Raw genomic sequence first — 7,205 nt, forward strand, 5'->3', positions numbered from 1 at the left:
AAGAATTAGATTTAAAATTAGCAGCAAAAGCAGCTGGAGAAAAAAAAGTAGAATTATTACCAGTGAAAGACCTTTTAGCAAGCACAGGATATGTTCGAGGTGGCTGTTCACCAATTGGTATGAAAAAGCAATACCCTACTTTTATTGAAGAATCTGTTAATAATATAGAAGAGATTATTGTTAGCGGTGGAAAAATAGGTATACAACTTCAATTGAATGCAAAAGATTTAATACAATCAACTCGTAGCAAAATAGCAAAAATTTCAAAATAACGAGTCTTATGAGGGATCCAAATGGTAGGGTATTTTATGTTTTATTTAGTAATCGTTAACATTGTTTCATTTGCAATTATGGGAATTGATAAATCTCGGGCAAAAAGAAAAGCATGGAGAATTCCTGAACGCATCTTATTTTTATTTGCAATTATCGGAGGTTCGATTGGTTCAATTTTAGGAATGTATTATTTTAAACATAAAACAAAGCATCCAAAATTTGTTTTTGGTTATTGGATCATCCTATTTATCCAATTTGTTATCTATTTTTTCTTCCTGTAATTTTGGGATAGTCTTACCTTAATTGTATAAAATATTTTTATGACAATTTAAGGAGGCGAAAGAAATGGGACGTGGAAATGGTGGAAGAAAAAATAACGCCGGTCAAAAACAACCAAACTACGAAGATAAATCAAATTTATCTGAATCAAAAAAAGCACAAAAGTAAAAAAGTTAGCCTGTGATCACTTGGTTGATACAGGCTTTCTTATTGGAAGTGGGGAATAAAAAATGCAAAACGAATGGTTTTCAAGAATTAAAGGAATAGGTATAGATGAAGTCTCAAATGAAAATATGACGATCTATTTTATAAAAGAAGAAGATTTAAATGAGGCTAAAAAGGACTTAAGTAAAAAAATACAATGGCCAGAAAATTGGTTAATAATTGGCTTCGATGATGAAACGGATGATGTTATTTTCATCAACGAGGAATCAGGGGAAGTATGTACTGCCTATGAATTTGAACGAAAATGGGAAGTCGTTACATTGTATTCAAGTTTGAATGAATTTTTAGCTGCATATGGATATTGAATTTTAATAAAATGAGGGTGTTCCAACATTGGGCCCCCCTTTTTTTATGGGGAAGATAAGTGGACTGCAAATAAGTAATCTATTCGTGCAAATAAATGATGAAAAACTACAAAAAAACAGCGGACTGCAAATAAAATCTGAAAATCGCAAATAAAATTTATAATTACAATTACCTATACTGGTTAGGGTATTATGACCTTAAAATTGTAAGATTGTTGATCATTTTAAATTAGTTTCTAGTAAATATGTTCTAAATATTACTAAATCCATTAAAAATCAATCAATTATTAAAAAACGAGATCGATTTGATCAACTACATATGAAAAGCGCTGGTGTAATACCCGCGATTATTCCATTAAAGTTAATAAATAATAATTAAAAAGAGGCGCCTCTGTGTCAGTTAACCTGACTTTTGAGACAGCCTCTTTTAATTACATTGATAAGTTTTGGGTTTCATTCACTAACTCTGCTTTAGATTTTTTGTCTTTATACAACAATCTAGCAAGAATTAAGAGAGAAACCGTTCCGAAAATTAAAACCATATATTGTAAACCAATTGTATCTAAAAATAGTCCTGTACTTAAAAGGACAATCTGGAATGTTACCCTGTCATACATACTTCTAAATGAGAAAAGTCGACCATGATATGATTTATCAATTGAAGTTTGGAAAACAGTTGAACAAACAGGAAAGAAGCAACCAACTGAAAATCCAAACATTGCAAATGAAATAAGTGTCAACCAATGGTGATCTGCAAAGAAAAGTGATAGCTGAGCAAAAGCTACTAAAAAAGTTGAAAAGTATAATAATTGCTTATTCGTATACCTTTTTGTTAATCGTTTAATGACAAATGCTCCAATCATGAATGAGATCCCTTCACTTGTATAAATAAGGCCTTTAACTGAAGGATCATGTTGAAGATCACTTATTTCGATTACCATTAAATTGAATCCACCAAGAAAAAGTACCGGAATCAGGTTTAAGATAAATAAATTTAAGATTGTGGGACTTTTTCTTATGAGTGCAAATATTTCACCGAAACCTTTATCAGATTTAGATTTTTTTGTTTTTTCTACATTAATTGGTTTGATCGTAGGTTCTTCAATTCGTAAAAAGAACGTCATTAAAAACAAAAATGCATATGCCAGCATACTCATTCCATATACATTTGAGAGACTAGTTGATACAACTAAAATGCCACCAATTGAAGTTCCGGCAATTCTTGAAATTGTAGAAATATTCATATGAATCCCATTTAAAGTTAATAACTGTTCGTTTTTCACAATCATTGGTATAACAGCTTGAAGCGCTGGGAAGTAAAATGCAGCAGAAATTTGCAGCATAACTAAAAATAAGACCATGAAAACAATACTTTCATATTGTATTGCAAAAAACATAAGAATCACACTTAAAGTTCGACCTAAACCACTAATTAATAAAATCTTTTTCTTTGAATATTGATCAATTAACCGTCCAGCCAACGGACCAACAAAAACTCCTGCTAATAAACCGAAAAAAAGAATTAACGATTTAAAGAAATCAGAAGGTATATGTTTTTGCATAAATTCCAAATTTCCGATAATTCCGAACCAAAGACCTATACCAGCTCCAAATTCACCGAACAACACGATCCAAACGTTTCGGTTCTTCCACATAAAAATTTCTCCCCAATTACCATTAATATAATTCGACAAAATCTATTATCTCATCAATAGTAAAAAAAGACTATGTAAAATCGAAATAAAAATAGAAAAAGTAGTTTATAGGTTTTGATTAATTGGGTTGTTGAAGTGGTACTTATATAACAAATGTGAGAATAATTGAAGATAGAATACTGAAATTCCATATCGAAATAAAAGTAAAAATGTAGAAATTGTGATGTAATTCTTTTTATTGATCAAAATGGTAGGACAGTACCATAAGATGATTGAAATTATGATCTTATTTCGGGGATAATATAGCGTATGTCATCGCTTATAAAAGGATTTGGAATGAAAAAGGAACTTCAAGCGAAGTTCCTTTTATGTTTTACTGAAACTCTTTAATGTTCTTATTCCTTACCACGGCTTCGACAAACGAAAAGTCCGATTTCTTTAATTGTTTAATCTCTTTTATTGTAGTTTGCTTAGTTTTTGGATTAACAACATTTACTTCAGCACTTTCTAACATCCTTTTCATTACATTGCATGCTAATAATGTAAGAATAAATGCGATACTTGGTCCAAAAACAATCCACTGATTGAGCATTAATTCTTGGTAGGACACGCCGATTAACGCAGACCACTCATATGTATTTGGTAAACTGACACTGTTTACAGAATCGAGATGAACTGTTGTGCTACCACCGACAAACACTCGAAATACAGCTAAGTGAACAAGTAATAATAAGATACTAATCATTTGTTGGACAATCATGAGTAAGATTCTAGAACGTAAAAATGGCATTATATGTTTGCGAATAATCTGAAATTTCGTTGCGCCCATCAGTTTTGATGCAATAATAAAATCTTCTTTACTAAAATGTTTTATTTCATTACCTACCGCTTGGGTAAGTGAAGGTAATGCAACAATTGTTAGCCAAAAAATGATTGAAACTATATAAGAAAAGCCATTTGTAGCATCACTAAATAGATTCACATCAAAGATCAACATGACGAGAAGAATTGCTGGTATAAAACGGAATGCTCGTTCAAAAGTTGTAAAAAATGTTTGCATCTTTTTCAAATAAATCCCGTAAATAATCCCAAAGCAAACACCTAATCCAACCCGCAAGATGCTAACGATCAAACCGATTAGTATAGTGTACCTTGCACCGTCAATGACTGCCCAAATTATGTTACGACCAAATCGGTCAACACCAAAAGGGTACTCCCAACTTGGCGGGAGGATGGTTTGTTTGGTTTCGATATCATTAATCTTATGCAACTTTACGCAATGAATTTTTTGCATAACCCAAGCTGCTTATATGCGGCTTTTTTTATTGAAGTAAATGGCAGTAAAGTTGCATAAGGAAAATTGAGATGCAGACAAAAAAATATAGGAATTTGAATATAATTTGAAGAAATATAAAAAAGAGGAGGTTAGACTAAGTGAAAAAAATCATTTTAGTAATCTCGATTCTTTTATTAACTGCCTGTACGAACGGGAATAGTGAACTTGATAAGCTAAAAGAAAATTACCCTAAAACGGTAAAAAAAGAAGCAGAATTGTTACCTAAGGGTATTCAATATGAAATAGTTGTACCAAAGAGGTTACCTTTCAATGTAAAGAATGTCTCAATAGATGTTCAAAAAAATATTGGAAATGATACGATTAATCGAACATCAATTAATTATAGGGACGGAAAAGGGGTTATTTTGGAAGTCACGACATATCATCAAAAAAACATCGAGTTCTCTGGTGAGGGACAACAATTAACGACAAAGTTAAAAGATGGGACAAAGGTGATAATAGTAAAAGATGATAAGGAAAGTCCGAAAATAATTCGATGGAAAAAAGATGGACTTTATCATGAGATAATGTTGGTCAAATTATCAGATATTGATAAAAATTATACAATTAAAGACCTAGTTGAAACGGCTAATTCAATATACGAGTAACTTGAGAAAATGTAATATGGGTGGGAGATCCGATGATTAATATCTCTAATTACGAATGAATAGAATCAGTTCCTATGAGATAAAAAATCTTTTATAAATTAATAATGTTATAGGGAGATTATAGAACAGATGAGTATTATTTTAGAATTTATATTAGATGTTATTGGGGGGATGTTAACACCTTCTTCCTCCTCTAGGGAGTTTAATAAACAGCAAAATGAAAGAGTGGAACAGAATATCAATTTATTATCAAATTTGCCGTGGTTTTCAACTTTATTGGAAAATGATAAAAATAAAAAAAAAATTTCAAGAAACTCACGTGTTCAAGGAATGCTTAAAAACCAACCGTTTGTAGACTCATTATTGGAAGATGATGAACGATGTAAAGAACTTTTTCTAAGAAAATTAGACGAAGCATCAAAAAAGTTTTTTTATAAATATTTTTAGTAATATAATATGATTTCTTATTAAAGAACTTATTGAGTTAGTAAACCTCAAAAGTTGTATAAATGCAGCTTTTTTAATTGTACAATTTAACAATTTAGTTAAATATGAAAAAAGGACATCTCGATCTCTATCTTGAATATAGAGGTAACAGTGATAGTAAAAAGAAATGGATCAATTGAAAACAGTAATGACTTAATAGTTTAAAGGCGGTGTAAATTCATGAACAGCAGTCCAATTGTGAAAGAATACTCTAATGATTATCAAGCTCAAGTAGTAGATTTAATTCTTGATATTCAGCAACAAGAATACAATATTAAGATCACCAAGGATGACCAGCCTGATCTGTTTACTATAGAAGAATTTTATCAGAATGGAAACGGGAACTTTTGGGTGGCTCTTTATGGCGATAAAGTAGTTGGTACGATCAGTCTTTTAGATATAGGGAATCAAGAAGTTGCGTTAAGAAAGATGTTTGTAGACAAAGAATACAGAGGTTCAAAATATAAAACTGCAAGTCTCTTATTAAATAATGCTATTAAATGGGCAAAAGAAATGTCAATAAAAGCAATTTATCTTGGTACAACTCCACAATTTTTAGCAGCTCATAGATTTTATGAGAAAAATGGTTTTAAAAGTGTAGAAGTTACTGATTTACCTGAAAAATTTCCAGTAATGAAGGTCGATAAAAAATTCTATAAGTATTCGGTTGAATAGATAGATATGAATACATAACAAGAAAAGAACAACTGTGGACTTGAGCAGTCCGTCGTTGTTCTTTTTAGAATGATTGTCTAATTTGACAATCTTTTTAGGTGAAAATTGTTTTTCTTATGAATTACACATTTACTTGACTAAGAAGAATATGTTTTAAAGTATTTACAGCTTCGTTTAATTGGATAGAAGTTTCAAATGTTGCTTGTGCTTGCCCTGCACCGCCGCCTCCTTTTCCTTCAACCTGTTTTAGTAAATTTTTTATTAGTTCGCCACAGTGCACATCATTTTTAAGTTGATTAATTAGCAATAATTTTTGCTCTTTTACACTAGAAAAAACAAGTAATGAAGGTTTTTTCGATTGGATTGTCTTTGCGAGTAATTGTAAGTCTTTTACTAATTTTTCTTCAAATGTTTTAATAATGATATCATTCGTTGCATTTAATAGTAACTCGTTAGAGATTGAGTTAAAGATCGTTTCTTTCATTTTCTCGATTTCTTTTTGCGCTTCTTTTAATTCATTAATTGTCGTTTCGACTTTATCCTTTACTTGATCAGTATGTGTATTAAATAATTGATTAATATTTGTTAATGTTTTACTAGTTTTTTGAGCTTCTTCTAGTGCTCTATAGCCACATTTAAAATGAAGTCGAGTAGTTTGTCTTACTTTTTCAGTTTTAATTAATTTAATTAATCCAATTTCACCTGTTTGTTTTACATGCGTACCACAACAAGCAGATAAATCTGTATGTGAAATCTCAACAATTCGTATGTTGTCTTCAACTTTTGGTAATTTGCGAAGTTTAAGTGCATTTAATTCTTCTTTATTTACGAAGTATGTTTTAATTTCAATATTTGCAAGAATCTTTTCATATACTGCTCTTTCAATTTGATTTAATTGTTCAGCAGAAAGAGAAGGTGTATCTAAGTCAATCGTAACTGTCTCTTTTCCTAGATGAAAACTTACAGTAGGAATATCAAATAGTTCAATAATTGTTGCTGAAAGTAAATGTTGGCCACTATGATGCTGCATATGATCAATTCTTCGATCCCAATTTATTTCACAAGTTGCTTCGGTTGTATCCGGTCTTGCATTTAAGACATGGATCACTTCTTCATCATCTTCTATTAAATCAACAATTTCGATCCCATTAATTGTACCGAAGTCAGATGGTTGCCCGCCACCCTCAGGATAAAATGATGAATCCTCAAGTTTGATATGAAATAAAGAATCAACCTCTTTAATGTCTGTAATTTTAGTAAACCATTTTTTTAATGAGGGGTGTTCAAAATATAGTTTATTTGCCATGATCATACCTCTAATCTTTTAATTTCCAAAATTTGATGTTTAATTTAAATTAGATAG

General features: G+C 30.7%; 9 protein-coding genes. 6 read left to right on the forward strand and 3 right to left on the reverse strand.

Translation table 11 applies throughout. The annotated features are described in order from the left end of the window. The 3 genes from CN514_RS20325 to CN514_RS20335 all read left to right on the forward strand — a co-directional run. The coding region (locus tag CN514_RS20325; RefSeq protein WP_286141776.1) for a YbaK/EbsC family protein at positions 1-272 on the forward strand (272 nt) is incomplete at its 5' end. A 21-nt stretch (positions 273-293) separates the two neighbouring features. Continuing rightward, the gene (locus CN514_RS20330) at positions 294-554 is read left to right on the forward strand and encodes a DUF1294 domain-containing protein (RefSeq protein WP_097977681.1); all 261 of its coding nucleotides are present in this window, start codon (positions 294-296) and stop codon (positions 552-554) included. Between the two features lie 228 nt (positions 555-782). Next, complete coding sequence (locus CN514_RS20335; RefSeq protein WP_098234145.1) at positions 783-1,082, forward strand: SMI1/KNR4 family protein; 300 nt, start codon at positions 783-785, stop codon at positions 1,080-1,082. A 431-nt stretch (positions 1,083-1,513) separates the two neighbouring features. Here CN514_RS20335 and CN514_RS20340 read toward each other — a convergent pair whose 3' ends face one another. Beyond that, entirely contained in the window at positions 1,514-2,737 is a 1,224-nt protein-coding gene (locus CN514_RS20340) for an MFS transporter (RefSeq protein ID WP_098234146.1), read from the reverse strand. Between the two features lie 373 nt (positions 2,738-3,110). Next, positions 3,111-4,031 (reverse strand): ABC transporter permease, encoded by a 921-nt coding sequence (locus CN514_RS20345; protein ID WP_098234147.1) that lies wholly within the window; start codon positions 4,029-4,031, stop codon positions 3,111-3,113. Between the two features lie 140 nt (positions 4,032-4,171). Here CN514_RS20345 and CN514_RS20350 point away from each other — a divergent pair, with 140 nt between their 5' ends. From CN514_RS20350 to CN514_RS20360, 3 genes are all read left to right on the forward strand, one after another. Then, positions 4,172-4,681, forward strand: a complete 510-nt coding sequence (locus CN514_RS20350; protein WP_098234148.1) for a hypothetical protein — start codon at positions 4,172-4,174, stop codon at positions 4,679-4,681. 129 nt (positions 4,682-4,810) lie between these two features. Beyond that, on the forward strand, positions 4,811-5,128 hold the full coding sequence (locus tag CN514_RS20355) for a hypothetical protein (RefSeq protein WP_098234149.1): 318 nt from the start codon (positions 4,811-4,813) through the stop codon (positions 5,126-5,128). A gap of 219 nt (positions 5,129-5,347) precedes the next feature. Further along, positions 5,348-5,842 carry a GNAT family N-acetyltransferase gene (locus CN514_RS20360; protein ID WP_098234150.1) on the forward strand — a complete coding sequence of 165 codons (495 nt, stop codon included), beginning with the start codon at positions 5,348-5,350 and terminating at the stop codon, positions 5,840-5,842. Between the two features lie 121 nt (positions 5,843-5,963). On the opposite strand, the gene CN514_RS20365 is transcribed toward CN514_RS20360, so the two are convergent. Next, positions 5,964-7,148: an alanyl-tRNA editing protein gene (locus tag CN514_RS20365; RefSeq protein WP_176526002.1), complete on the reverse strand. Its 1,185-nt coding sequence runs from the start codon at positions 7,146-7,148 to the stop codon at positions 5,964-5,966. Positions 7,149-7,205: the final 57 nt, after the last annotated feature.

It is taken from the genome of Bacillus sp. AFS001701 (genome assembly GCF_002559405.1).
Taxonomy (GTDB): Bacteria; Bacillota; Bacilli; order Bacillales; family Bacillaceae_G; genus Gottfriedia.

Excerpts from the sequence above, each read along its gene's own strand:
- CN514_RS20360 (WP_098234150.1), top strand. The coding sequence starts at position 5,348 with ATGAACAGCAGTCCAATTGTGAAAGAATACTCTAATGATTATCAAGCT.
- CN514_RS20340 (WP_098234146.1), bottom strand. The coding sequence starts at position 2,737 with ATGTGGAAGAACCGAAACGTTTGGATCGTGTTGTTCGGTGAATTTGGA.
- CN514_RS20335 (WP_098234145.1), top strand. The coding sequence starts at position 783 with ATGCAAAACGAATGGTTTTCAAGAATTAAAGGAATAGGTATAGATGAA.
- CN514_RS20330 (WP_097977681.1), top strand. The coding sequence starts at position 294 with ATGGTAGGGTATTTTATGTTTTATTTAGTAATCGTTAACATTGTTTCA.
- CN514_RS20355 (WP_098234149.1), top strand. The coding sequence starts at position 4,811 with ATGAGTATTATTTTAGAATTTATATTAGATGTTATTGGGGGGATGTTA.
- CN514_RS20345 (WP_098234147.1), bottom strand. The coding sequence starts at position 4,031 with ATGCAAAAAATTCATTGCGTAAAGTTGCATAAGATTAATGATATCGAA.
- CN514_RS20365 (WP_176526002.1), bottom strand. The coding sequence starts at position 7,148 with ATGGCAAATAAACTATATTTTGAACACCCCTCATTAAAAAAATGGTTT.